This window comes from Endoryza foliicola, assembly GCF_050589245.1.
Taxonomy (GTDB): domain Bacteria; phylum Bacteroidota; class Bacteroidia; order Chitinophagales; family Chitinophagaceae; genus Endoryza; species Endoryza foliicola.
Window position 1 is genome coordinate 702,829 of record NZ_JBOBEW010000001.1, and the last position, 22,885, is coordinate 725,713.

Consider the following 22,885-nt stretch of genomic DNA (forward strand, 5'->3'; position numbering starts at 1 on the left):
AGAACCTTTAAAACAGTAACATGTCACAACCTGTAGCTGCAAATACAAAATGGTGGAGTGGTGGTAAGAGCCCCTTCAACATCGAGTATGGTAAATTAATGATGTGGTATTTCTTGATGAGTGATGCCTTCACGTTCGGCGCTTTCTTGATTTCTTACGGAACCGTGAGAATCAGTAGCAACGGATGGCCCGACCCTAACCATGTGTTCCAATCTGCTCCACTCTTAGGAAATGGGTTACCACTGGTATTCGTGAGTTTAATGACCTTTATTCTGATCGTAAGCTCTGTTACCATGGTGTTGGCTGTTCATGAAGGTCACAACATGAATAGAAAAGGGGTAGTAAAATGGTTGATCTGGACCATCATTGGTGGTGCTGCTTTCTTGGGCTGTCAGGCTTGGGAGTGGACGCACTTGTACCATGAAGGTGCTTGGTGGGGTAGCAATCCTTTCCCTAACGCCGATGGAACCATCTCTACTTCAAACTTCGCTAACTTCTTCTTTACCATCACCGGTTTCCACGGTTTCCACGTGTTCTCTGGTGTTGTGATCAATATCATTATGTTGATCATGACCTTGAATGGTACTTTCGATAAGAAAGGTCATTATTTGATGATTGAGAAAGCAGGTTTGTATTGGCACTTTGTGGATCTGGTATGGGTATTCGTATTCCTGTGCTTCTATCTGCTCTAATTCATTTAAGAACTTAATAATCTGATTATAATATGTCACATCAAGAAGTTTCACCTGAAGTAACGTATACCGTACACCACGATTCGAAAGAAACGGTGAAAAAGATCATACGCACCACTGTATTGTTGAGTGTGATCACCCTCATTGAATTGGCGCTCGGTTACTGGATTTTCTTCATCAATAAAGATCCAAACCACAGCGTAACATTGGTTCACTTCATTAAAGGTGTAATCGTAATTCTTTCTTTAGCGAAAGCATTCTACATCGTTTCAATTTTCATGCACTTAGGTGATGAAATCAGAAACATGATCATGACCATTGTAGTGCCTTTGATGTTGTTCATTTGGTTCATTTTGGCCTTCCTTTGGGATGGTACTTCTTACAAGAACCTTCGTAACACTTACGACAGACAACACCTCGAGCACAGCAAAGAAGCAGCTCCTGTTGAAGAGCACAATTCTGAAAAATCAGGACATGGCGAAAAAGCAGCTGAGCACGGAGAAAAAGTACATTAATTGTAATGCTTTGTTGAAATAGTTAGAGAGAGGGAGCTGAGAGGCTTCCTCTTTTTTTTTGATGGAGGATGAGAGGAGACGAGGAGGCGAGGAAACGAGGAGCGAGGAAGGAGGCTGAAATTTATGAAGCGCAGCGGAATAAATTTTAGTCCCGCAGGCGAAGCCGTTGCGGGAAGCGAGGAAATTGAGAGAAAGAAGAGGGGGAGGAACAGGGGGGTACAGGAGACGAAGAGCGAGGAAACGAGGAGCGAGGAGATGCCGAGAGAAAATAGGGACGCTGCGAAACCGCTGTGATCGCTGCGCCGTTGCGGTGAAAAAAATACTTTGCGACTCCTTGGCGGACTTGGCGCACTCTGCGGTGAATACAAACCACCCCCGTGGTTCATCCCTCTTTTTTTATTCGTTTTCGCTCACAAACGCCCCGTCTGCGCTACCTTTGCACTTCAATTTTTGGTATGAGTAAGAAAGCATTATTGGCCTTGTTGATAGCTGTTCTGCTTCCGGTGGTGAGCTACTTGTTTGTGAAGGGGTATAGCGATGGTGCTGTAAAAATGCCTCCCCGATTCTACCCCGATGCTATCAATGAAGAAGTGAAAGACGGGAAAAAAATCAGTGATACCATTTGGCATCAAGTAGGCAATATCAACCTCACTAACCAACTCGGCGCAAAGGTCTCCTTAGACAGCATAAAGGACAAAGTGATTGTAATGGATTTCTTCTTCACCCACTGTCCTAGTATCTGTCCTTACATGACCAAGAACATGCGTCGTCTGCAGGACATGATGCATTCCACTGATCCTCGAAAGATCGTAGACAGTTCTATAGTACAACTGATTTCCATCTCCATTGATCCGAAGAGAGATACGGTAGCAGCATTAAAAGCTTATGCCGACAAACACGGTGTTGACCATGAACGCTGGTGGATGCTTACCGGCAATATCGATAGCATCTACGATTTTGGCGTACATGAAATGAGACTGGGTGCCATCGATGGTAACGGCGTAGATACCCTTTTCGAACATTCCCCAAAATTTGTATTACTCGATAAAGACCATGTAATTAGAGGCTACTACAATGGAATGGATACGGCTCAGATTCTGAAACTGTCGCAAGACATTGTATTTCTTAGCCTAGAAAAAGACAAAAAGAAGCCCTCGGCCATCTTCCAGCAACTGAAACAATTATGGCCCATTTTTGTAATCGTACTTGTATTAGTAGGAGCACTTTTATTCTTTAGCTCCAGATCAAAAAACATTATAAAATAACGCGTATGTTGAAAGCTAGTTTAACCAAGAACGATAAGAAAGCAGCCTGGTTGATTGGAATTTTCTCTGTAATTGTTTTTGTGGCCGTTGTTGCCTTGAGTAGAATTACACTGCAGGTTGACCTTGGTTTTGATGTGCATATGTTTGCAAGCATCAATGCCGTGATCAACTCCTTAGTAGCTGTATTGTTGTTGGCTGCTTTGTTTGCAGTAAAATCGGGCAAATATCAATTGCACAAAAACTTGATGATGACTGCAATGGTATTGTCGATCCTCTTCCTCGTTTCTTATATCTGTCACCATTTGTTTGCAGGAGATACCAAGTTTGGTGGTGAGGGTGCTATTCGTTATGTATACTTCTTCATCTTGATCACACATATCTTTTTAGCGGCGATTATTCTTCCGTTTATTTTATACACGGCATATCGTGCTATGATTGCAGAATATCCTGCGCATAAAAAATTAGCGAAGATCACATGGCCTATCTGGTTTTATGTAGCCGTAACGGGTGTGGTGGTATATTTTATGATCAGTCCTTATTACGTTTAATCATGGATATACAACAAGCTATAAAGCCCATTGCGCTGCTACACAAAGGATTGATGTTGGTGTTCTCCTTGGTTTTAGCCGGAGGACTTTTTTTAGTGAATGGAAAAATCATGTTGCCCATTCTTTCCGAACAACAAGACCGTTTGTTTCAAGTAATTGCCGTGGCCTTATCGGGCGCCTTTCTATTTATTGGATTTAAGTTATTCAATAAAACGGTTTTAAAAATTCGAAACAGTGATGCAAGCGATGGTCAAAAAATAATGCAATACCGTGCGGCTAGTATTGTGTGGTATGCAATGATTGAGGGGCCCGGATTGTTTGCAATGGTGTGTTATATCATCACGGGAAATATTGCATTTTTCATTTTAGCGCTGGTACATTTGTTTGTATTGTTCTTATTCATGCCGAAAGCGCAAGTCCTTTCTTTATTACTCAATCTTAAGAATCAACAGTAATTGGAACTGTTGTGTAAACTGTTATCATGGGTCAGAAAAAGTTGATACGCTTCGCTGAATTGGAAACCTTCACCAATGTGTTGCAATATCCCGAGAACATGAAGGGTAAATGGGGCGGTTTTTTTGAGAAGCAACAACCCTTGACGTTGGAATTGGCCTGTGGAAAAGGAGAGTATGCTGTTGGATTAGGTAGAATGCATGCCGATCGGAATTTCCTAGGAGTAGATCAGAAGGGAAACAGAATATGGGTAGGAGCGAAAACAGCGCTTAGAGAACCCTTGCCCAATGTGGGTTTCATGAGAACTCAAATCGATCGCATTGCGGAATATTTTGAACCAGGTGAAGTATCTGAGATCTGGATCACCTTTCCCGACCCGCAATTGCGTTTATCGAGAATGAAGAAGCGATTAACGCATCCGAAGTTCTTGCGTTTGTATCAGCAGATTCTAGCGCCCAATGGCTTTATTCATTTGAAAACCGATTCACCGGTATTGTATCAGTTTACGAAAGCTGTGATTGATTTATACGAGCTGGAATTGGTAGAAGAATACGATAATCTCTATCATCAGGGAGCCACCAACCCCGAATTATCAATTAAAACGCACTACGAACAGCTAGACATTGCACAAAGTAACAGAGTTCATTATCTTAAGTTTAAATTGCCCACGGTACCATTACCAGATAAAGACGAAACCTTAAAACAAATCATCGTTGAAAGAGAATCTAGTTGAAGGAGTTGATTTCTATTTTAGTCCGGAAGGGTATGTAGTATTGACGGAGAAATACCATTTGGACAAAGGGTATTGTTGTGGGTATGGTTGCAGGCATTGTCCTTACCAATATGAGAATGTACCGGAGCCTCGCCGGTCGGAACTACTACAAAACAAAGCAACTCATGAAGAAGGGCGCTAAAAAAGGCCTAAGCCAATTAAAATCGATATTGCCTTCTCAAAAGGAAGAGAAATCCTCTTTTTTCGAACAAGTACACGATGTAGCGCGAATGATTCCAAAGGGCAGGGTAACCAGTTATGGGGCCATTGCTGCGGTATTGGGTACTAGGATGTCGGCCCGTATGGTAGGCTGGGCTATGAATGCAGCGCACATTGCGAAGCCCAAGGTTCCTGCGCACCGCGTGGTCAACCGAAACGGCATGCTCAGCGGAAAAGCGCATTTTAAGACGCCTACGGAGATGCAGGAATTGTTAGAGAAGGAAGGGGTGACGGTGAAGAATGATACGGTGGTGGATTTTGAGAGGTTGTTTTGGGATCCAGCGGAGATAATTAATAGTTAAAGAATTAATAATTAATAATGGGGAGACCCTGAGGTGTTGGGAGTTAGGCTTTAGGTTTTGAGAGACATAGTTTCTCCACCGCAGCGGCGCAGCGAACGCAGCGATTTCGCAGCGCTGGCAATTTCTTTGTGTTAGCTCTCTTTTTCTTGACCACAGATAGCGCAAATTATTACTGATTGACACAGATTAGCCTCCGATATTCAATCAGCTTGATTGTCGGCGCTGGATCACTATTAATTGCTTTCTTTTTTCACCGCAGCGGCGCAGCGAACGCAGCGATTTCGCAGCGCTGGCTTTTCCTCGTTCCTCGCTTCCTCTCATCCTCGCTCCTGATCTCTCGGCTGTTTCATTATTAATTATTAACTCTTAATTCTTAATTCCTCAACTATTTTCTCGAATAACGATACGATCCTGTCCACTTATTCGTAGCACAAGTTTTAGAAGTAACGGTAATCTCCACTACGCAAGTTGTAGATGCTGGGGTGCCGGTAATGGTAAAGCTATTGCTAGCAGAAGTACTGCTTCTTTCTTCGGTAAAAAAGGTTGTTGAAACACCGTCGGGACGGGCTTTTACTTGGATGGTAACACCGCTGGTTGGCAAGGTGCTGCCGATTGTAACGGTCAATGGGAATGTTGGTCCGGGAGCCGCTGCTTCGTTGGCGCCATTGGCCGGACTAGTAGTAACGGTTAATGTTTTTTCTGTGCTACAGCTATCGGATGTACCGCCTTTCTTTCCACAAAATGGCATTGATACTGCAAGTGTTGCAAGCGCTAGGCAGGTAAAAAGCAATTTTTTCATGTTATGATTTTTTACGAAGGATTGGTTCTCAGTCCCCTCCGATACTTTATATACGTAAAATAGTGAAAAAAGGTCAACCTCACAAGGTTCGTTGAAGAATCTGCTGGGTATGAGGTTTTAGGCATTAGGCTTTAGGCTTTGAGACATAGTTTCATTCACCGCAGCGGCGCAGCGAACGCAGCGATTTCGCAGCGCTGGCTTTTCCTCGTTCCTCGCTTCCTCTCATCCTCGATCCTGATCTCTCGGCCGTTTAATTATTAATTATCAATTATTAATTAACAACTACCCATTGTACACCTGCACATTCCTATTAAAACTCTCATCCAAAGAGATAAAGGTTTCTGTTCTTTCAATCCCTTTGATCTTTTGTAGTTCATCGTGGAGAACGAAGCGAAGCTGGTTGATGTCTTTGCATACAATTTCAGCGAACATGCTATAGTTACCGGTAGTGTAGTTGAGACGAACGATTTGTGGGATCTTCTGTAATTCTTTGGCAACTTGATCGTAGAGCGAACTCTTTTCTAAGTAGATACCAATGAAGGCTATAACATCATAGCCTAGTTGCTTTAAGTCTACATTCAATTTGGTACCCATTACGATACCTGCTTCTTGAAGTTTTTTTATTCGAACGTGGATAGTACCCCCTGAAACGAACAACTTTTTACCTAAATCTGCATAAGAAATTTCAGCAGTGAGCATCATTTCTTGAATAATTTGCAAATCGAGTTTATCTAAATTCAATTTTACTGGCATTTGACCGTTGATTTTTGAATAAATTTACATTTATATGCAAATATTTATACAATATCTATATTTTCAAAATTTTTGTTGAAATATTATCAAAATATACCCCAATTACTTTAATATTGCACTGTAATCGTTCTTTAACAACAACGACACACATACTGTGGAGTGATGGAATTTTGGCAGACATGCCCTCTCGTCTCGAGGGTGGGGGTCACAGGATAAACGCAGCATAGAGCCGACGTTACCATTGGTAAGGCCGACCAGGGTTGACCACTATCTTCTTTGTGTTGCAGCTAACTGCCCCGTGGAGGTTCGAGTCCTCCCTCTACAGCGGATTTTTCTCATAATCTCTAACAAGCAAGCAAGAACTGAAGAGATTGACACCCCGTTCCGTTCTCGGAATGGGGATTTTTGTTTATAGAAAGAACGCAGAGATAGGTGAGTGTTTTATTTTGAGTTGCTATTTAAAGAGGCGCAGAGAAACGCGGAGTTAATTAAGAATTAAGAATGAAACAGCCGAGAGATCAGGAGCGAGGATGAGAGGAAGCGAGGAACGAGGAAAAGCCAGCGCTGCGAAACCGCTGCGGACGCTGCGCCGCTGCGGTGAAGAAACTCCCCAATCATCACATGTACCCTATCCTTTCTTATCTAATGAATCCCTCAACCCATTCCCCAACAAATTAAACGATAACACCAACAACATAATCGCGAAGCCGGGTATTAAAGCGAGAAAAGGGTTATTCGTGATAATATAATTATAATTTTCCTTGATCATCAATCCCCAACTGGGTTGTGGAGGCTGTACACCAATTCCTAAAAAGCTCAAACCCGCTTCAATTACAATAGCTGTTGCGAAGTTCGCGGCTACTACCACCCACACCGGTCCCATGATATTGGGGATGATGTGCTTCCAAATAGTACGCATAGACGAATATCCCAATACCTTCGCCGCATTCACGTATTCTAACTCGCGGGCCGATTGCATCTGCGTTCTTACCAATCGTGCGATGTTTACCCATAAGGTCAATCCAATGGCTAAGAGCACTTGCCAAAAGCCTTTTCCTAATAAGAGCGTTAACGCAAATACCAATAACAAAGTGGGAATGCTCCAGATCACATTGATGAACCACATCACAATGGCATCGGTTCTTCCCCCAAAATAGCCGGCAATGGCACCGAGGAATAAACCCAAACTCAACGACACCAATACCGTCATCAATCCAACGGATAAGCTTACCCGCGTTCCTATGAGTAATCTGCTCAAAATATCTCTTCCAAACTTATCGGTACCTAGATAAAACGTTTTACGCACAATCGATGCTTTGCTGAGTGTGCCGCCTTTTTGCTGCAGCGCATATTTCTGTACTATGCCCGTATCATCGTCTACGTATTTGTTGACTACAATACTGTCGCGCAATAGTTGATAGCTGTGAATAGGAACGTATTGATAAGCATCGGTGGTTCCGAAGAATGCACTCTTCTCAATGGTTTTATTGGGGATGGGTACTAAGAGAAAGTCGAGAGAAAAGCCCGGCTTCTTTCCTCCAATTTCTACGATGATTCTATTGGCGTTCGGACTTGCATCGGGTGCCCACCAATAGGCTGTAATAGCAATTATTAGGCTCAATGAAATGACCACCAATGCAAAGACCGCTCCTTTATTACGAAGCAGCTTCTTGAATAGGGAAATATTGGCGGTGGTAGACATGCTTCTTAATTACTGTGTTTGCGTTCTTTCCAAGTGTAGTTCCCAATCAATCCAAAACCTCCGGCTATAATGGTGTACAAAATATGAAAGGGTTGCATCAGCACAAACCAAACAGCCAAGCGCTGCTGATGGAAGAACTTCATTACCGCATTCAAGAAGGGAAATTCAATGAGTATTTTGGCTAGGAAGAAGATCAACAACATCGACGCCGCTGTTTCTGAGAACAAAGCTTTGAATACCAAGAGCAACAAACAACAGTTCAGTACATACACTCCGCCCATCACCGTTTGTAAGTTCTTCTCCGTATAAAATTTGGCCTTGCTGGCCCAGCGGATTCGTTGACTGAAAAAATCGGACCAACTGTTGACTGCTGCCGTAGAAACAATGGCTTCCGGATGTTTGCAATAGGAAATGGTATCGGGACGAATGCTTCTGATCTTTTGCATCAACAATACATCATCACCTGAAGGGGTACCCTCTATTCCTTCAAAGCCCTTTATTTCTTCAAATAGTTTTTTGGAATAGGCCAGATTAGCACCGTTGCACAAAGAATGAAATCCGGAATACACAGCAGCTCCGGTGATGCCTTGAAGTGTCAGAAAGTCCATGGTCTGAAACAAGGCCACAAAACTCTTCTTCTTCGAAATAATTTTCACAGGCGCCGCAATGAAGGCAGTATCCATGTTTTCATAATGAGCTACCAATCGATAGATCCAACGAGAGCTCATCGTACAATCTGCATCGGTGGTGATAATCAAATCGGCTTGACTTGCTTTGATGCCGGCATTAATGGCTCTCTTTTTATGGGCACCGGCTTCCAAATGAGGTTCCAATTCATTCAATGAAAGCACCTGATAAGGAAAAGAAAGATTGAAGGAATGAATGATGGACACCGATGGGTCGGTGGAATGATCGTCGATGAAAATGTATTCACACAAGTGCTTTGGATATTCTTGTGTTTGCAAGCAATGCAAGAGGGCCGGTAAATGCACGGCTTCATTTCTAAAAGGTATGATGACTGCTACTTTAGTAACAGGGTCTTTGTCTTCTGCCAAAAACATCGGAATGGCTTTCCATTTTCTTCTATAAAAATCAATTAGAATGGCATAGCCAATAAAGAGTAGAAAGAGGAATAGTATGAGAAAAGTAGTGGCCATGAAGCGCTTGTTTATGCTGATTCGTCTTGGCCTCTAAGATACGAGATTAGGGTGGGTAAATACGATGACTTGTACAGGGCATGCGAACCTTTGATCCATTTGATTTTCAAATGAAGTACTCCTTTCAAAGCCTTGGCAGCTTTGGGCACAATCACCGAATCGTATTCGCCTAAGATGAGGGTTGCCGGGGTTTTGTGTTCGTTCAATTGTTGGGTAAGGGTGGTGGGATGACTGTTGAGGTAGCGACTGTTCACCCATCGATCGTACAAAGCTTTTCGTTCTTGTGCATCTAAAAGGTATTGGCTCGTCATCTTTAAAAATCCTTTGGTGCTGATGCCTAGTTTCACTGATAAAGAAAGCAAGCCGTAAATCAAACGGTAACTGGCAAGACAGGCTTTAAAGAACAAGCGACCTGCACTAGTGCTAGTAGCGAGTTGATACCAGAATCGGCGCAGCAATCCATCGGGTGCCAATAAAAAGAGACGATCAACGGTATTGGGTTGATGGCAATAAATGGAAGCAGCGTAGCGTCCGCCCATACTATATCCTAATAAAGAATAGTGAGGATGCTGTGGCGAGAACTGTTGTTGAAGGGCTACTAACAGTTGGCCCCATTTGCTATCTGTTTGCTTAACAGATGTGGGCCATTGAGTGATGCCGTGCCAGGGGAGGTGGATGGCTACCACCGTGTATTCGGTTAATTGGGCGGCCATTTCTTCAAAAATAAAGGGCGAATTTCCATAGCCCGGAAAGCAGAAAAGCAGGGGGCGACCGGGTGTTGTGTGCTCCACAAACAGTTTTATGGGACCCGATTCCATACAATATTGATTGAAAATCTGCATGTTATAAAATTACAACCCCTTTCACAGCTTTAGAAAATAATTTGTTTAAAAACTTTGGAGATACGAACACCAATTAGTACCTTCATATAGTTGTATAAACAACTATATGCCAAACAACCAATTTAAAAGAGGAGAACTCTACAGCTTTATTACCGGAAAGGCCAGCACCGCGATAGCAAGACGATTGCAGAAGAAGTTTAACAACGCAGGATTGAATTTGACGATTGAGCAATGGAGTGTGTTGTATCATTTGTGGAAGCAGGATGGAATTAGTCAGCAAGAATTGTGCAATGCTACCTTCCGCGACAAACCCAGCATAACCAGATTGGTCGACAATTTGGAGAAGCTTCAATTAGTAAAACGGGTGCCATCGGATGCCGACAGACGCATCAACTTAATTTATCTCACCAAGCAATCGCAGCAATTGCAGGAAGATACGATGGGAATGGCGGAAGAAACCTTGATGGAAGCCTTGGAATCGGTACCGCCAGATAAAATAGAAGTGTGTAAAGAAGTATTGCAGATCGTGTACGACAATTTAAAGTAATTCGAATTCTAACATATTAAACTACGTCATATGAGCACTGAAATCAAACAAGCCTCCATCAAGGGCGGCGAATGGCTGATCAAAGAAAGTTCTCCTTTTGAAACTTTTTCTCCCGAAGATTTCAACGAAGAACAACAGATGGTAAAAGACATGTGTGGTTCTTTCTTGGAAGCGGAAGTATTGCCGATCCTCGATCGCATTGATAAAATGGAAGAAGGGTTGATGCCGTCGTTGGTTGCCAAAGCGGGTGAGCAAGGTTTGTTAGGTGCTTCTATTCCGGAAGAATTGGGTGGATTGGGAAAAGACTTTATCACTTCTACCCTTGTGAACGAAGGCTTGGGTGGTGGTTTCAGTTTCAGCGTGGCGGTTGCGGCGCATACCGGTATAGGAACTTTGCCGATCCTTTACTTTGGTAACGACGCACAAAAAGCCAAGTACATTCCAAAGTTGGCAACGGGCGAATGGAAAGGTGCTTATGGACTCACGGAGCCCAATAGTGGCAGTGATGCCTTGGGTGCGAAAACAACTGCCGTGTTGAGTGCCGATGGCAAGCACTATATTTTGAATGGTCAGAAATGCTGGATCACCAATGGTGGTTTTGCAGATGTATATACGGTGTTTGCAAAAATTGACGGTGATAAGTTTACCGCCTTTATTGTAGAGCGCGGATTTGAAGGGTTCACGCAAGGGCAGGAAGAGCACAAGATGGGGATCAAGGGATCTTCTACCGTTCAATTGTTCTTCCAAGATTGTAAAGTGCCAGTAGAGAATGTATTGGGAGAAATTGGAAGAGGCCATGTAATTGCCTTCAACATTTTGAACATTGGTCGTTTGAAATTATGTGCTGCTGCTTTGGGTGGTGCGAAGCGTGCGATGGGCATTACCGTTCAGTATGCCAATACCAGAGAGCAGTTCAAAACACCTATTGGTCAGTTTGGTGCGATTAAAAACAAGTTGGGAGAAATGGCGGTGCGACTGTGGGTATGCGAATCGGCTTTGTACCGAGCCTCTAAATGGATCGATGACAAGGAACATGAATTGTTGAACAGTGGCAAACCTTTTAACGAGGCTTTGTTAGGAGCTGCGGAAGAATATGCCATTGAATGTGCGATGTTGAAAGTATATGGAAGTGAAGTGTTGGATCATATTGTAGACGAAGGCGTGCAAATACACGGTGGTAATGGGTATAGCGATGAGTACGTGATTTCAAAAGCGTATAGAGACAGCCGGATCAACCGTATTTATGAAGGAACGAATGAGATCAACCGATTGTTAACGGTGGACATGGTATTGAAGCGTGCGATGAAAGGTAAATTGGATTTGATGGGTCCGGCTTTTGCGGTACAGAAAGAGTTGATGAGCATTCCTGATTTTGGCAGTGGGGAAGAAGCGCCCTTTGAAGCGGAGCGCAAGTTGATCGCCAATTTCAAGAAAGCGATTTTATTGACTGCCGGTGCGGCCATTCAGAAATACATGCAGAAGATTGAAGGCGAGCAAGAGATCTTGATGAATATTGCCGACATGGCCATTGAAACCTACAATGCAGAATCTGCGTTGTTGCGTTTGATGAAATTGACTGAACAAAAAGGTGCAGCTGCTGTTGAATACGAAAAAGCCATTGTAAGCACTTATTTGTACGATGCCGCCGACCGCATTCACAAGCACGCAAAGGATGCCGTTAACAGTTTCTCTGAAGGCGACGAGCACCGCATGATTTTATTAGGACTGAAACGCTTCACCAAAGCTGCCCCTTTCAACAGCAAGGCCGCCAAGCGTTTCATCGCCGATAAAATTTTAGCTGATAACACGTATAAACTATAATAAACAGATTAAGTAAGAACTACGCTTAATTTGTCCGTTCTCTTAATGGAGTCCCGCTGTAAGGCGGGATTTTTTTTGAGATTCTTTCACTTAACATCTTTGAAGTAGAAGTTGTTGAGCAGAGAAGTTGTAATTGTGGATCACAATTTTGTGGTTTTTGAGCAAAAGATTAAAAGACTGTTGTTCTTTTGTTTTTGTTAGTGAAAGGGGCTCAAACTCTTGGGCGAAAGAAATACTATCTTATACAGCACAAATGAAATACGAGAAATAATCGTTAATTGAATCAGTTAAGCCATTGCAAAAAATGTCCTATGTGTTATAAAGCTACATTGATGATTCCGTAATGCTAATTAATTACTTTCACAAAGACACCCACAACTTTAAACTTTTGTAAATCATCTTCAGTTAATACAATGTCTTCGTAGAAATTCAAGTCGGACAACGGCTTTAGCACAATAGATTCGTGTCTCCATGTATCTTCAGATCTACTCTTTACGCTATGGTACTCTTTGACTGTGTAGCCTGATCCAAATTCTGAGTCATTTATTGATGTTGATTGAACTAAAACTATTTTCCCGTTTCGAGATCCACCTGGATCTTCTGAAAACAAACAGTAGGAACCATTCGGAATTCTTTTATTCATCGATTCGCCAACTACCTTACATATGAAGTAACCTTCTCTAGCTGCTACGTTGAAAGGTGGTTCAACCCATGTTAGCTCAGATTGTTGTTGTAAGGGACTGAAATCACCAGCTGCAACTGTGATATCAATCAATGGGATACAATTGACGTATGGCTTTATCTCATCGTTGCGTAAAACTCTAAATTGGAAGGGTTTTTAAACGTTTCAATATGTTTTTTGAGATATTCTTGAAGTGATTTATTGCAAGCATATATGTACGTGCCTCGTATTCCTCTATACATTAGAGTTTTATAGATATTAATAATATACTTTTTTAATTCATCACCACTAGCGCCAATTCTTCCATATTTGTCGTAGTACTTTTTTGCATCAATTTCAATTTGGTTGGTTGTTGGGTTGTAGTCTATTTGACTCGGTCTGTTTTTAGTTAGGTGCTATTGAAAAATTCACAGAGAAGATAGTGCAAAAAAAGACCGCTCTCGCGGTCTCTCCTATGATTATTTTTTAATCCCTCTTAGTGTGCAGGTGCTCCGTTGCTAGGGTGTGGCTTGCCGTTGTGACAGGTCATACAGGTTACAGGGGGAACTGCATCGGAGGCGCCGGAATTGAACTTGAAGAATTTCTTGTTGATCTTACCGGTCATTTTCCACATGCCGCGTGCTGCGTTCTTTTCGGGCTTCTCGTCACTGGCGAAATCCATTTTGAAACGGCCGTCTACTTGAGCGCCGGCATGACAGAAATTACATTTTACTCCCAATGCATCATTGAAGCCGTGCATGATCTTGTCGAGATCTTCGTGGCTGATGTCCTTGGGTAATACTTTTAAATTGCGCTTGGGTTGTTCTTGTGGTGGCTGGCTGGCTGCAATGCCCAATACCACAGTGGCTGAGAGCAGCAGCACTACTGCAAATTTCTTGTTCATAGTCATGTTGATTGGTGTTTGTTACGCGAATCCCCAAAGGAAGGTTGTGCCTCTCAAGATTCATTACTGTGAATTTGACGATTATTTGTCAATAAACTGTCACCCGATCTTTGATTTTTTTCGGTTTATTTTGCATTTATGGCCACCAAAAACAAACAAGCTGCTATCGGCTTCATCTTTATCACCCTCCTCATCGATGTTATAGGCTTTGGAATCATCATCCCCGTGATGCCCAAACTGATCCAACAAATGATCCATGGCGATATCAGCGACGCATCCCGCTGGGGCGGCTACCTGCTCTTCGCCTATGCCGGCGTTCAGTTCCTATTCGCCCCCGTGCTCGGTAACCTGAGCGATAAATACGGTCGCAGACCCGTACTGCTGATCTCCTTGTTTGGCTTCGGACTCGATTACCTCTTTCTCGCTTTCGCCCCCTCCATCGGTTGGCTCTTCCTTGGTAGAGTGATCGCCGGTATTACCGGTGCCAGCTTTACTACCGCTACCGCCTATATCGCCGATGTGAGTACACCGGAAACCAAGGCCAAGAATTTCGGTATGATCGGCGCGGCATTCGGGATGGGCTTTATCATCGGTCCCGTTATTGGTGGACTCCTCGGTGGCTTCGGTCCCCGCTTCCCCTTTGTTGTGGCGGCCATTCTTACTTTACTCAACTGGCTCTATGGCTTTTTTGTATTGCCAGAGTCTTTGTCGCTGGAAAACCGCCGCGAGTTCGATTGGAAACGCGCCAATCCCATCGGTTCTTTAAAAGCGATTCAGAAATATCCGGCCCTGTCGGGACTGGTTGTATCCTTCGGATTGATCTACCTGGCTTCTCATGCCGTACAAAGCAATTGGAGTTATTACAGCATCTATAAATTCAATTGGCATGAACGTGAAGTGGGTATTTCTTTGGGTGTGGTTGGTGTTTGCGTGGCCATTGTGCAAGCGGGATTGATGAAGAAGAGTTTGCAATTGTTTGGACAAGAAAAGAGCGTGTACATCGGTTTCTTGTTTTATGCATTGGGGATGGTATTGTTCGCGCTGGCTTCGCAGGGTTGGATGATGTATGCGTTCACGATCGTGTATTGCTTGGGTGGTATTGCGGGTCCCGCGATCCAAGGTATTATTTCCAACCAAGTGGCGGCGAATGAACAGGGGGAGATCCAAGGGGCGCTTACGAGTTTGATTAGTTTAACTTCTATTATTGGTCCGCTGATGATGACCGGATTGTTCTCCTATTTCACGAGTAATAAAGTGGCGGTTAAAATGCCGGGTATTCCGTTTTATGTTGGAGCGGTGTTTATGGTGGTGAGTGCTTATATGGCGTATAGGGCATTGCATCCGGATAGGAAGCAAGTTGTTTAGTTTTTTGGTTATTAAGTTAGGGTAAAGTTTTTTTTACCGCGGCGGCGCAGCGGACGCGGCGGTAACGCAGCGAGTCTCTCATTGTGTCAGCCTCAAAAGTTTTGAAAACAGCTCGTAAAGGAATTTCCCTAGATAACTTAAGCATTTACTTATTTTATAAGAGGGTTTAAACGCCGCGTAATCGCTGCGTTCGCTGCGCCGCCGCGGTTCAAAACTCAAAACTAAAAAACTTAGAACTCAACAACTTAATTTATATATCTCGCAAAAAACTCCCAAGTCCTCAGCATCTGATCAATTCTCTGCCTATTCACTCCACTTCTCGTGATTTCATGGGTAGCACCCGGATGACGCACATATTCCACCGGTCTGCCTAATACTTTCAAGCTCTTGTATAATTGCTCACCTTGAATAACACCGGTTCTTAAATCGTTCTCACCATGGAAAATGATATACGGAGTAGTGATGTTTTGAACATAGTTGATGGGCGATTCACGCTCTAGAATCGGCAATACATTCTTCTCCCAAGGATATCCCCCAAAATAATTCGGTACCAAACGCCAAGCATTACCCTCACCAAAGAAAGTTCTTAAATCGTATACCCCTCTCTGTGAGCAAGCCGCTTTGAAACGTTTGTCGTGACCAATAATATAGGCCACCAAATAACCTGCATAAGAACCACCGGTTATGGCCAGTTTAGAAGTATCGGCCCAACCTTCGGCTACCGCTTTGTCGAGAGAAGTGAGCACATCTCTCATCGGTCCATTGCCCCAATCGTTCACATTGGCTCTGAGGAAATTCACTCCATAACCACCCGATCCGCGGGGATTGCTGTACACCACACCATAGCCTTTTGAACACCAGAACTGAAACTCATGCCACATTGAGTTTTCGCCGGGTCCCCACATAGCAGAAGGTCCACCGTGGATTTCCAATAACAATGGATATTTCTTGCCGGGCTCGTAATTGGTGGGTTTCATCACCCAGTATTCAACCGTTAACCCTTTCTCATTCACAAAACTGTGTTTTTCGGGTATGCTTAATTGTTTGTTTGCGATCCAGTCGCTGTTATGATGCGTGAGTGCTTTATCGGTTTTGAAATCGCCCGTACTCACATACAGTTCAAATGGATTGGTGACCTGTGTTTTGGAATACACTGCCACGCCGTTTTTAATAGCAATGGCGTTGATACCGGAATTCACATCGGTGAGGGTGGTGATTTTTCTGGTTGGAATCTCCAATTTATTCAAGGTAATACCACCGTTTGAAGAAGCGGTGAAATAGAGGGTATTGTTATCGGGCCCCCAGATCACACTGTTCTTATTTCTGTCGAAAGGAATGGTGAGAACAGATTCCGGACTGCCATCTACTGCAATGATGCCCAGCGCAGGAACGGAGGCAAAGCCGGTATTGCCATATTGAAAGGCAATGAATTTACCATCGGGAGAAACAACGGAACCGTTATAACTCATGTCTTTTTTGCCAAGGAATAAAGTAGCAGCTCCGGTGCTGAGATCTACTTTCATGATCTGTGATTCCTGTGTTCTATCGGGGCTGACTTCAGTATTGTAATCGGCATCCACTAAAATACTATTGGTGCCGGGAATGAATTGAGGATTGGAGAAACTGTAGAATCCTTTGGTAACCGGAACGGGATTGCCGCCTTTTTTGAGGTTGAGTAAGAACACATGGCTGATGGAAGATTCGCCGCTGGTGGTTGACTCCTCTTGAAAATTGAGTTTGTTGATCACTTTCGCCATGCGGTCGGTTTCGTTGAGCTCTAAATAAGCTCTCACTTCTTCCATTGATCCATTGGGATCGGGTTTGGCAGTATTGGGAACGAGGTTGCTGTTATTGGTGAATCCGGGTTTCTCGCTGTTCCAACTGGGCACTTCTTTGTTGGGATTGAGATGCGGATCGCGAATGAATTCTTTGAGATTGATGGAAGCAGTGAACAAGAGCGCGGTACCATCGGCATTCCAACGTGGATTGGAAGCACCGTATTTGAAATTGGTCAATTGCTTGGGTTCGCCTCCACTCAAGGAAAGCAAGAACAATTGTGGTCGACCGTTTACGGCTCTTACAAAAACAATGTCTTTTCCATTCGGACTAAAACTACCTTGTGAAGCACCTTCTTTAGCGGTTGTAATAGGATAGGCTTCTCCGTTACCATCGGTAGGGGCGATCCAAAGTTGGGTTGTGTATTTGTAGTCCCATTTAGCATTATCGTTCAGTTCAATGGAAGTTAGCGCGTACAGGGCTTTTGAGCCATCGGGGCTCAATGCCACGCTGTTGATGGATTTTACCTGAAGGAGGTCGGTAACTTTGATGCCTTCTTTTGTTTGAGCGAAGGCAGTAATGTAAAAGAAGGATACGAGTATCCAAGCAGCTGTTTTTCTCATAATCTCTCGTTTAAAAAATTGTTTGAAATCCGTCATTTAAATGTACGTGATTCCCTTCACACCATTAAAATCACGAACTTTGGGCACTTAAATTACGACGATTATGGGCAAATTACAGCAAGAGTTCAATGAATACCGTTCTAAAATGAACGAGGTGATTTTAAGCAAGAACAATTTAGTGATGAAGCGCTTGTGGAACCTCGATACCAATACCTACGACGATGGTGCGCTTCCCAAAAAAACCAAAGAGATGTTGGGCTTAGTCGCCAGCATGGTATTGCGTTGCGACGACTGTATCAAATACCACGTAGAAAAATGCCATGAACTGGGCGTCACCACCGAAGAGCTCTACGAAATCTTCGCCGTAGCCAATATTGTTGGCGGCACGATAGTGATTCCGCATACGAGGAGAGCGGCGGAGTATTGGGAGGAGGTTATTGTGAAAGAAGAGGGGGAGGAACAGGGGGGAATACAGGAACGAGGATGAGAGGAGACGAGGAAACGAGGAAATACAAGGTGACTGCCAGCGCTGCGTAGTCGCTGCGTTCGCTGCGCCGCTGCGGTGAAAATTAGGAGGGAGGAAATACAGAGAAGGAAGAGGGGGAGGAACAGGGGGAATACAGGAAGGAGGAAAAGCATAGAAAGAAGAGGAAGAAGAACAGGGGGCTTTGCGACTTCTCTGCGCCCTTTGCGAGCTCTGCGGTGAACAAAAGTCCGCAGAAAACACAGCCTCTCCAAACCTAAAGCCCAAAGCCTAACACCTAAAGCCTAAAATCCAAGTTTTCCCATTCCCGATAATTTCCCTAGATTTATTTACCCATTCATTGGTTAACTTTGCAACGAATCCTTTCTATATGAGTCAAACAATCGCTCCTGCATTGACCGCCAAAGATTTTGCTACCGACCAGGAAGTACGCTGGTGCCCCGGATGTGGCGACTATTCTATTTTGGCGCAAGTGCAAAAGATCATGCCTTCCTTAGGTATTCCCAAAGAAAACATTGTAGTGATCTCCGGAATTGGCTGTAGCAGTCGTTTCCCCTACTACATGAACACCTACGGTATGCACTCGATCCACGGGAGAGCAACCGCTGTTGCTTCGGGCTTGAAAGCATCCCGCCCCGATTTGAGCGTATGGATCGTAACGGGCGACGGTGATGGATTGAGCATCGGCGGTAACCATACCATCCACTTGCTCCGCAGAAATTTCGACGTCAACTTACTGTTGTTCAATAACCAGATCTACGGTTTGACCAAAGGCCAATATTCTCCTACTTCGGAAGAGAGAAAGGTAACCAAGTCGACACCATTTGGTAGCATCGATCATCCTTTCAATCCGGCTGCATTGGCACTCGGAGCCGACGCCACTTTTGTAGCGAGAAGCATGGACCGCGATCCCAAACATTTGCAAGACATGTTGCTGAGAAGCCAAAAACACAAAGGCGCTTCTTTCCTTGAGATCTATCAAAACTGTAACATCTTCAACGATGGTGCATTTGAAACCTTCACGGAAAAGTCTACCAAACCCGATAATACCTTGTTCCTCGAACACGGCAAACCATTGGTATTTGGTGCGCAACAAAACAAAGGAATTAAGATCGACGGCTTCCGTCCGAAAGTGGTAGAAATAGGCACTGAAGCGAGTTTAGACGATTTGTGGATCCACGACGAAAAAGACTTTTACAAAGCACAAATATTGGTACGCATGTTCGATGACCCCAGAATTGAAGGTCACCTACCTCGTCCATTCGGCGTGTTCTACGAAACCGAGCGTCCTTGCTACGAAGAAATGCTCAACCTCCAAATTGAAGAAGTGATTACAGCGAAGGGAAAGGGTAATTTGGATAAGTTGTTGAGGGGGAATGAGGTGTGGAGTATTGAGTAGGAGGGAGGATAGAGGAAACGAGGAAGGAGGAAATACAGAGAAAGAACAGGGGGGATACAGGAACGAGGATGAGAGGAAATACAGAGAAAGAGCAGGAGGAAGAACAGGGGGGATATAGGAACGAGGATGAGAGGAGACGAGGAAATACAGGGTGACTGCCAGCGCTGCGTAATCGCTGCGTTCGCTGCGCCGCTGCGGTGAAAATTAGGAGGGAGGATAGAGGACGGAGGAAATAAAAAGATATTGCCAGCACTGCGCTGCTTGAATAAAAGAAGAACCAACACTTTGCGACTCCTTCGCGCTCTTCGCGGTCTCTGCGGTGAAAAAAAGCTCAACAGGCGCTTTTTTCATACAGAATCCCTAATTTACCACATGCTAATTTCCCTACATCCACAAAACCCGCAACAACGATTAATTGACAAGGATGTAGTGCCCTGCATACAAAAAGGTGGCGTCATAATATATCCCACCGACACTGTTTACGGATTGGGATGCGATATCTTTCAACACAAATCGGTGGAACGCATATGTGCCATCAAAAATGTTGATCCGCACAAAGCGCAACTATCATTCATCTGCTCCGACCTGAGTGATTTAAGCAAGTACACAAAAAGCATTTCCACTCCCATCTATCGATTATTAAAGCATTACCTGCCAGGTCCATACACTTTTATTTTACCTGCGAGCAAGGAAGTCCCCAAAATCTTGAAAAGCAAGAAAGACACCATTGGACTGCGCATTCCTGACAATACCATTGCGAGAACCATCATTCAAACCTTGGGGCATCCCATTCTAAGCGCCTCCTTACCCGGCGAATGGCCCGAAGAAATCGCCGATCCCGATTGGATCCACGAGCACTTCGAGAACAGAGTAGATATGGTGATCGACGGCGGAATTGGGGGCATCGTTCCTTCTACTGTCATTGATTGCACAGGTGCGGAACCGGTGGTGGTGAGGCAGGGGAAGGGGGAGTTCGGGAGCGAGGAATAGAGGAGACGAGGAATAACAGGAGGGAGGAGGGAAGATGGAGGAAATACAGAGAAAGAAGAGGGGGAAGAACAGGGGGGATACAGGAACGAGGAATATCAGGCGGGAGGAGGGAGGATAGAGGAGGGAGGAAATACAGAGGAATCGCCAGCGCTGCGTTGCCGCTGCGATCGCTGCGCCGCTGCGGTGAAGAAAAGAGTGAGGAAAGACAGAGAAAGAACAGGAAGGACAGAATTTGAAGCAACTATCCTGTCAATCCTTTAATCCTGAAAATCCTGATCGAGCAACCTTTGCGCTCTTCGCGGACTTTGTGTTAAAAACTAAAAAACTAAAAAACTCAACAACTAAACAACTCATCACTCTCTCCCCCGCCGCTCATCAATTTTAAGAATTACTAAACCAAACCCAAGCCAGACTGTTTATAGTTTTGTACAAAACAGTCGCGTATGAATCTACAAAATGTTCCTGTAGTGACTTCGATAAGCGCTGCAGAATTCAAAGAGAAGTATTACGATGCACAGAAGCCGGTGGTGATTCGAGATCTTTCTAAAGATTGGCCGGCATTGAATAAATTGAACTGGGACTATTTCAAATCAATTGTGGGCGATAAGCAAGTAGGCATTTACAACAATGTAAAAAGCGATGCATACACACCTATCAATAAAGCAGATGATTACACCAGTTTTGGTGAATACATTGATATGATTAAATCGGGTCCGGCCGCGTGGAGAATTTTCCTCTTCAATATTTTTAGTCATGCGCCGCAACTCACCAAAGACTTTACCTGGCCCGATCATTTAATGAAAGGATTTGTGAAGCGAGTGCCGATGTTGTTTGTAGGCGGACAGGGATCGATCACACACATGCATTTCGACATCGACCTATCGCATATACTTCATACACAATTTGTGGGTCGCAAGCGTGTGTTGTTGTTTCCTTATGAAGAGCAACACAAACTTTATCGTAAACCATTCGAGGTCTTGAGTTTAGCCGACTTTAGCAACTATTGGGATCCGGAGAGAAGCAAAATCAATTACGAAGAATTTCCTGCATTAAAAGATGCTAATGGGTATGAGATCATTCTGGAGCATGGAGACACTTTGTTCATGCCCGGAGGATACTGGCATCATATGGAATACCTTGAGAGTGGTTTTGCTATGAGCTTGAGAGCGTTACAGCCCAAATTGACGGATAAATTGAAGGGAGTTTGGAACATTGTGGGCATGAGAAATATTGATACTGTATTCAAGAAAACAGCGCCACAATGGTGGTATGAATACAAGAAAGAAAAGTTGTTTCAAGCGGCAGATCGTAAGATTGTATAGGCTGAGAAGAACTATTGCGTTTGCGTTATAGTGTGGGTTTGAATGAGTTAAGAAGCGATGAAAAAATAGTTAATAAAATAATTGATTTTATTAAATACAGTACCTAATTTAGCCCCACTATAACGCACGAATATCTGACGTGCAAGAGTCTCCTAATCCATTTTCCACGCTCGAACCATCCAATTTCCGGTTGCATCTACATCCCTTTTCAATTACTTGATTTTTAGCTTTATCGCTATTCTCCGTACCGGATAGTATGTATTATATACTGTTGAAAACGAACCCGTAAAAAGTTTTGTAACCAATACTAACTGCAGCCGAGCTGTGCTGCACTGCTAACATAGGTATAAACGTATTTACCTTCTTTCTTTTTGTGGTTTCAGAGGTAAGCACAGGCCGGCGATTTCTATCGCCGGCATTTTTTTGTGCTACACAACCATTGTTTATCTACCATTATGTTTTGCGCGGAAAATATGTCGGTTTGCTGCGCGACGTTCATGACGCAAGATGCGGCGTTCACGTGGTCCGATACGACCGTCATTGGCGCGAAAATGTCTGCGTTGACGTTGAATCGAGCGTTGCTCATGCATCAACAAGCGGGCTTCTCTTTTATTGATCGATCCATTGCGAATGCCTTGTGCAATTCTTGCTTTCTGAGCTCTTTTTCCAATTCCGTGTGCTTCTGCGGTACCAATACTTACGATGGCAATCAATGCAAAAGCGATTAACATTTTGAGTTTCATGGCTATACTTTTTGTTATACTGGTATAGACTGTGGGGGAGGGGGAAGGTTTAATGGAGGAGATTGTTGAAAAAGAAGAGGGGGAGGAACAGGGGGAATTAATTAATAATTAATAAGTAATAATTAATAATGGAACAGCCGGAATACAAGATGGAGGAGGGAAGATAGAGGAGGGAGGAAACGAGGAAAGAGAGAGAAAGAACAGGAAGAAGAGCAGGGGGAATACGAAGAC

At 43.8% G+C, this 22,885-nt stretch carries 26 protein-coding genes; 15 read left to right on the forward strand and 11 right to left on the reverse strand.

The annotated features are described in order from the left end of the window. The first annotated feature begins 20 nt into the window (after window positions 1-20). The 8 genes from ACQ2HE_RS02975 to ACQ2HE_RS03010 all read left to right on the forward strand — a co-directional run bounded on the left by ACQ2HE_RS02975 (window position 21) and on the right by ACQ2HE_RS03010 (window position 4,766). Window positions 21-692, forward strand: a complete 672-nt coding sequence (locus ACQ2HE_RS02975; protein ID WP_430894701.1) for a cytochrome c oxidase subunit 3 — start codon at window positions 21-23, stop codon at window positions 690-692. A gap of 32 nt (window positions 693-724) precedes the next feature. Beyond that, window positions 725-1,207 carry a cytochrome C oxidase subunit IV family protein gene (locus ACQ2HE_RS02980; protein ID WP_430894699.1) on the forward strand — a complete coding sequence of 161 codons (483 nt, stop codon included), beginning with the start codon at window positions 725-727 and terminating at the stop codon, window positions 1,205-1,207. Between the two features lie 455 nt (window positions 1,208-1,662). Then, entirely contained in the window at window positions 1,663-2,472 is an 810-nt protein-coding gene (locus ACQ2HE_RS02985) for an SCO family protein (protein ID WP_430894697.1), read from the forward strand. A gap of 5 nt (window positions 2,473-2,477) precedes the next feature. Further along, on the forward strand, window positions 2,478-3,020 hold the full coding sequence (locus ACQ2HE_RS02990) for a DUF420 domain-containing protein (protein ID WP_430894695.1): 543 nt from the start codon (window positions 2,478-2,480) through the stop codon (window positions 3,018-3,020). A 2-nt stretch (window positions 3,021-3,022) separates the two neighbouring features. After that, a complete protein-coding gene (locus tag ACQ2HE_RS02995) occupies window positions 3,023-3,475 on the forward strand; it encodes a hypothetical protein (protein ID WP_430894693.1) in 453 nt (150 codons plus the stop codon). A gap of 26 nt (window positions 3,476-3,501) precedes the next feature. Beyond that, the gene (gene trmB, locus ACQ2HE_RS03000; RefSeq protein ID WP_430894691.1) at window positions 3,502-4,206 is read left to right on the forward strand and encodes a tRNA (guanosine(46)-N7)-methyltransferase TrmB; all 705 of its coding nucleotides are present in this window, start codon (window positions 3,502-3,504) and stop codon (window positions 4,204-4,206) included. Then, window positions 4,187-4,387: a DUF5522 domain-containing protein gene (locus tag ACQ2HE_RS03005; RefSeq protein ID WP_430894689.1), complete on the forward strand. Its 201-nt coding sequence runs from the start codon at window positions 4,187-4,189 to the stop codon at window positions 4,385-4,387. Before trmB ends, ACQ2HE_RS03005 begins: the two co-directional genes overlap by 20 nt. After that, the gene (locus ACQ2HE_RS03010; protein ID WP_430894687.1) at window positions 4,371-4,766 is read left to right on the forward strand and encodes an MGMT family protein; all 396 of its coding nucleotides are present in this window, start codon (window positions 4,371-4,373) and stop codon (window positions 4,764-4,766) included. Before ACQ2HE_RS03005 ends, ACQ2HE_RS03010 begins: the two co-directional genes overlap by 17 nt. 385 nt (window positions 4,767-5,151) lie before the next feature. On the opposite strand, the gene ACQ2HE_RS03015 is transcribed toward ACQ2HE_RS03010, so the two are convergent. The 5 genes from ACQ2HE_RS03015 to ACQ2HE_RS03035 all read right to left on the reverse strand — a co-directional run bounded on the left by ACQ2HE_RS03015 (window position 5,152) and on the right by ACQ2HE_RS03035 (window position 10,019). Further along, entirely contained in the window at window positions 5,152-5,565 is a 414-nt protein-coding gene (locus ACQ2HE_RS03015) for a hypothetical protein (protein WP_430894685.1), read from the reverse strand. Window positions 5,566-5,847: 282 nt separating this feature from the next. Further along, window positions 5,848-6,318, reverse strand: coding sequence for an Lrp/AsnC ligand binding domain-containing protein (locus ACQ2HE_RS03020; protein WP_430894683.1), 471 nt, complete (start codon window positions 6,316-6,318; stop codon window positions 5,848-5,850). Window positions 6,319-6,946: 628 nt separating this feature from the next. Continuing rightward, on the reverse strand, window positions 6,947-8,020 hold the full coding sequence (locus ACQ2HE_RS03025; protein ID WP_430894681.1) for an ABC transporter permease: 1,074 nt from the start codon (window positions 8,018-8,020) through the stop codon (window positions 6,947-6,949). 5 nt (window positions 8,021-8,025) lie between these two features. After that, a complete protein-coding gene (locus ACQ2HE_RS03030; RefSeq protein ID WP_430894679.1) occupies window positions 8,026-9,177 on the reverse strand; it encodes a glycosyltransferase in 1,152 nt (383 codons plus the stop codon). An 11-nt stretch (window positions 9,178-9,188) separates the two neighbouring features. Next, the gene (locus ACQ2HE_RS03035) at window positions 9,189-10,019 is read right to left on the reverse strand and encodes an alpha/beta fold hydrolase (RefSeq protein WP_430894677.1); all 831 of its coding nucleotides are present in this window, start codon (window positions 10,017-10,019) and stop codon (window positions 9,189-9,191) included. A gap of 106 nt (window positions 10,020-10,125) precedes the next feature. On the opposite strand from ACQ2HE_RS03035, the gene ACQ2HE_RS03040 reads away from it, so the two are divergent. Next, window positions 10,126-10,566 (forward strand): MarR family winged helix-turn-helix transcriptional regulator, encoded by a 441-nt coding sequence (locus ACQ2HE_RS03040; protein WP_430894675.1) that lies wholly within the window; start codon window positions 10,126-10,128, stop codon window positions 10,564-10,566. A gap of 30 nt (window positions 10,567-10,596) precedes the next feature. Continuing rightward, window positions 10,597-12,387 carry an acyl-CoA dehydrogenase family protein gene (locus ACQ2HE_RS03045; protein ID WP_430894673.1) on the forward strand — a complete coding sequence of 597 codons (1,791 nt, stop codon included), beginning with the start codon at window positions 10,597-10,599 and terminating at the stop codon, window positions 12,385-12,387. Between the two features lie 346 nt (window positions 12,388-12,733). Here the strand turns inward: ACQ2HE_RS03045 and ACQ2HE_RS03050 are convergent, their stop codons facing one another. From ACQ2HE_RS03050 to ACQ2HE_RS03060, 3 genes are all read right to left on the reverse strand, one after another. Continuing rightward, window positions 12,734-13,162 carry a S24 family peptidase gene (locus tag ACQ2HE_RS03050; protein ID WP_430894671.1) on the reverse strand — a complete coding sequence of 143 codons (429 nt, stop codon included), beginning with the start codon at window positions 13,160-13,162 and terminating at the stop codon, window positions 12,734-12,736. A 23-nt stretch (window positions 13,163-13,185) separates the two neighbouring features. Beyond that, complete coding sequence (locus ACQ2HE_RS03055; protein WP_430895795.1) at window positions 13,186-13,437, reverse strand: DNA/RNA helicase domain-containing protein; 252 nt, start codon at window positions 13,435-13,437, stop codon at window positions 13,186-13,188. A gap of 107 nt (window positions 13,438-13,544) precedes the next feature. Next, entirely contained in the window at window positions 13,545-13,952 is a 408-nt protein-coding gene (locus ACQ2HE_RS03060) for a c-type cytochrome (protein ID WP_430894669.1), read from the reverse strand. A 138-nt stretch (window positions 13,953-14,090) separates the two neighbouring features. On the opposite strand from ACQ2HE_RS03060, the gene ACQ2HE_RS03065 reads away from it, so the two are divergent. Next, window positions 14,091-15,317, forward strand: coding sequence for a TCR/Tet family MFS transporter (locus ACQ2HE_RS03065; protein ID WP_430894667.1), 1,227 nt, complete (start codon window positions 14,091-14,093; stop codon window positions 15,315-15,317). A gap of 245 nt (window positions 15,318-15,562) precedes the next feature. On the opposite strand, the gene ACQ2HE_RS03070 is transcribed toward ACQ2HE_RS03065, so the two are convergent. Next, window positions 15,563-17,716, reverse strand: coding sequence for a S9 family peptidase (locus ACQ2HE_RS03070; RefSeq protein WP_430894665.1), 2,154 nt, complete (start codon window positions 17,714-17,716; stop codon window positions 15,563-15,565). Between the two features lie 103 nt (window positions 17,717-17,819). Between ACQ2HE_RS03070 and ACQ2HE_RS03075 the strand changes: the two genes are divergently transcribed. Both ACQ2HE_RS03075 and ACQ2HE_RS03080 read left to right on the forward strand, forming a co-directional pair. Further along, a complete protein-coding gene (locus tag ACQ2HE_RS03075) occupies window positions 17,820-18,203 on the forward strand; it encodes a carboxymuconolactone decarboxylase family protein (protein WP_430894663.1) in 384 nt (127 codons plus the stop codon). 367 nt (window positions 18,204-18,570) lie between these two features. Beyond that, a complete protein-coding gene (locus tag ACQ2HE_RS03080) occupies window positions 18,571-19,599 on the forward strand; it encodes a 2-oxoacid:ferredoxin oxidoreductase subunit beta (RefSeq protein WP_430894661.1) in 1,029 nt (342 codons plus the stop codon). Window positions 19,600-19,803: 204 nt separating this feature from the next. Here the strand turns inward: ACQ2HE_RS03080 and ACQ2HE_RS03085 are convergent, their stop codons facing one another. Beyond that, window positions 19,804-19,950: a hypothetical protein gene (locus tag ACQ2HE_RS03085; protein ID WP_430894659.1), complete on the reverse strand. Its 147-nt coding sequence runs from the start codon at window positions 19,948-19,950 to the stop codon at window positions 19,804-19,806. 21 nt (window positions 19,951-19,971) lie between these two features. On the opposite strand from ACQ2HE_RS03085, the gene ACQ2HE_RS03090 reads away from it, so the two are divergent. Both ACQ2HE_RS03090 and ACQ2HE_RS03095 read left to right on the forward strand, forming a co-directional pair. After that, on the forward strand, window positions 19,972-20,589 hold the full coding sequence (locus ACQ2HE_RS03090; RefSeq protein ID WP_430894657.1) for an L-threonylcarbamoyladenylate synthase: 618 nt from the start codon (window positions 19,972-19,974) through the stop codon (window positions 20,587-20,589). 443 nt (window positions 20,590-21,032) lie between these two features. Then, window positions 21,033-21,911, forward strand: coding sequence for a cupin-like domain-containing protein (locus tag ACQ2HE_RS03095; protein WP_430894655.1), 879 nt, complete (start codon window positions 21,033-21,035; stop codon window positions 21,909-21,911). Between the two features lie 443 nt (window positions 21,912-22,354). Here the strand turns inward: ACQ2HE_RS03095 and ACQ2HE_RS03100 are convergent, their stop codons facing one another. Then, complete coding sequence (locus tag ACQ2HE_RS03100; protein WP_430894653.1) at window positions 22,355-22,654, reverse strand: hypothetical protein; 300 nt, start codon at window positions 22,652-22,654, stop codon at window positions 22,355-22,357. Window positions 22,655-22,885 lie beyond the last annotated feature (231 nt).

Coding starts and splice junctions, on each gene's coding strand:
- ACQ2HE_RS03040 (WP_430894675.1), top strand. CDS start 10,126: ATGCCAAACAACCAATTTAAAAGAGGAGAACTCTACAGCTTTATTACC.
- ACQ2HE_RS03095 (WP_430894655.1), top strand. CDS start 21,033: ATGAATCTACAAAATGTTCCTGTAGTGACTTCGATAAGCGCTGCAGAA.
- trmB (WP_430894691.1), top strand. CDS start 3,502: ATGGGTCAGAAAAAGTTGATACGCTTCGCTGAATTGGAAACCTTCACC.
- ACQ2HE_RS03030 (WP_430894679.1), bottom strand. CDS start 9,177: ATGGCCACTACTTTTCTCATACTATTCCTCTTTCTACTCTTTATTGGC.
- ACQ2HE_RS03035 (WP_430894677.1), bottom strand. CDS start 10,019: ATGCAGATTTTCAATCAATATTGTATGGAATCGGGTCCCATAAAACTG.
- ACQ2HE_RS03100 (WP_430894653.1), bottom strand. CDS start 22,654: ATGAAACTCAAAATGTTAATCGCTTTTGCATTGATTGCCATCGTAAGT.
- ACQ2HE_RS02985 (WP_430894697.1), top strand. CDS start 1,663: ATGAGTAAGAAAGCATTATTGGCCTTGTTGATAGCTGTTCTGCTTCCG.
- ACQ2HE_RS03060 (WP_430894669.1), bottom strand. CDS start 13,952: ATGAACAAGAAATTTGCAGTAGTGCTGCTGCTCTCAGCCACTGTGGTA.
- ACQ2HE_RS02990 (WP_430894695.1), top strand. CDS start 2,478: ATGTTGAAAGCTAGTTTAACCAAGAACGATAAGAAAGCAGCCTGGTTG.
- ACQ2HE_RS03025 (WP_430894681.1), bottom strand. CDS start 8,020: ATGTCTACCACCGCCAATATTTCCCTATTCAAGAAGCTGCTTCGTAAT.
- ACQ2HE_RS03015 (WP_430894685.1), bottom strand. CDS start 5,565: ATGAAAAAATTGCTTTTTACCTGCCTAGCGCTTGCAACACTTGCAGTA.
- ACQ2HE_RS03080 (WP_430894661.1), top strand. CDS start 18,571: ATGAGTCAAACAATCGCTCCTGCATTGACCGCCAAAGATTTTGCTACC.
- ACQ2HE_RS03065 (WP_430894667.1), top strand. CDS start 14,091: ATGGCCACCAAAAACAAACAAGCTGCTATCGGCTTCATCTTTATCACC.
- ACQ2HE_RS03010 (WP_430894687.1), top strand. CDS start 4,371: ATGAAGAAGGGCGCTAAAAAAGGCCTAAGCCAATTAAAATCGATATTG.
- ACQ2HE_RS02980 (WP_430894699.1), top strand. CDS start 725: ATGTCACATCAAGAAGTTTCACCTGAAGTAACGTATACCGTACACCAC.
- ACQ2HE_RS03045 (WP_430894673.1), top strand. CDS start 10,597: ATGAGCACTGAAATCAAACAAGCCTCCATCAAGGGCGGCGAATGGCTG.
- ACQ2HE_RS02975 (WP_430894701.1), top strand. CDS start 21: ATGTCACAACCTGTAGCTGCAAATACAAAATGGTGGAGTGGTGGTAAG.
- ACQ2HE_RS03070 (WP_430894665.1), bottom strand. CDS start 17,716: ATGAGAAAAACAGCTGCTTGGATACTCGTATCCTTCTTTTACATTACT.
- ACQ2HE_RS03090 (WP_430894657.1), top strand. CDS start 19,972: ATGCTAATTTCCCTACATCCACAAAACCCGCAACAACGATTAATTGAC.
- ACQ2HE_RS03020 (WP_430894683.1), bottom strand. CDS start 6,318: ATGCCAGTAAAATTGAATTTAGATAAACTCGATTTGCAAATTATTCAA.
- ACQ2HE_RS02995 (WP_430894693.1), top strand. CDS start 3,023: ATGGATATACAACAAGCTATAAAGCCCATTGCGCTGCTACACAAAGGA.
- ACQ2HE_RS03085 (WP_430894659.1), bottom strand. CDS start 19,950: ATGAAAAAAGCGCCTGTTGAGCTTTTTTTCACCGCAGAGACCGCGAAG.
- ACQ2HE_RS03075 (WP_430894663.1), top strand. CDS start 17,820: ATGGGCAAATTACAGCAAGAGTTCAATGAATACCGTTCTAAAATGAAC.